The sequence below is a fragment of the Flavobacterium sp. UGB4466 genome (genome assembly GCF_903469665.1).
In the GTDB taxonomy this organism is placed as follows: domain Bacteria; phylum Bacteroidota; class Bacteroidia; order Flavobacteriales; family Flavobacteriaceae; genus Flavobacterium; species Flavobacterium lipolyticum.
Window position 1 is genome coordinate 1 of sequence record NZ_CAGKLC010000246.1, and the last position, 1,005, is coordinate 1,005.

General features: G+C 35.5%; 1 protein-coding gene. It reads left to right on the top strand.

Annotation, left to right across the window (positions count from 1 at the left end; all coding sequences use genetic code 11):
• Positions 1–1,002: RHS repeat-associated core domain-containing protein (locus JO950_RS21900; protein WP_202704538.1), on the top strand; the 1,002-nt coding region annotated here is incomplete at its 5' end.
• Positions 1,003–1,005 lie beyond the last annotated feature (3 nt).

The following is a 1,005-nucleotide window of genomic DNA, read 5'->3' on the forward strand; positions in this document are numbered from 1 at the left end:
ACCCAAGTTCTTACTATTATTGACGAGAATAATTATTATCCTTTTGGATTGAAACACAAGGGGTATAATGATTATGTTGCTACTAGTAATAAGTATAAGTACAATGGAAAAGAGTTGCAAGACGAGCTGGGACTTAACATGTACGACTATGGAGCACGTAATTATGACCCTGCAATTGGTCGTTGGATGAATGTTGACCTAATGGCAGAAAAAGCAGTCTCAATAACTCCCTATAGATATGCGTTTAATAATCCATTAACTTTTGTTGACCCTAATGGTAATTACGAGGTTGATGGACATTATTGGACTGTTTATCTAGCGGCTTTGTTAGCAGGAAAATCAAATGCTGGGGAGTTAGCTTATTATGCTCAAATTCCAGACGAAATAATGGACAGAGGTGGAGATATAGTAAAAGCTACAAATACATGGACGCTCTTGGATTGGCAGGTAGATGTGCATGCGTTAACTGGTGGTTATAGAGATGGTGAAAGAAGAAATTCTGAGTTAGGTTATTTTAATGGTAAAACGGCAAGACAACAAGGATATGCATTACATAGATTTGGAGATAGTTTTGCTCACTCGAAAGATAATGGAAGAATGTATTCAACGGGAATAGGACATTTATTTGAAGGACATACACCAGATAAAATAGCAGAACGTCCTGAATTGTATAAAGAATACGCTTCATCACTTACTTCAATGTTAGGTGGAAATTTAGAGGATATGTTTACATTTAATTATGTTGCCGATAACAAAGGAACGACAGAACAAAATAGTGCAATACTTGAAACAGAAGTTAGGATACAAGAAGGAGTAAAAACATTCAGTGTTGTTGGTAATCAAGTAGGAACTATAAATAGTTATATGAAATCTAGAGATGCGTATACAAATACTAAAAGTAAATACATGGCTACATCAGCGACAGGAGATGTGTATCGTCCTGATGGGAATGGAGGATTTACTAAAACCACAGAAACAAGAACCTACGTAATATTTAATTAGATG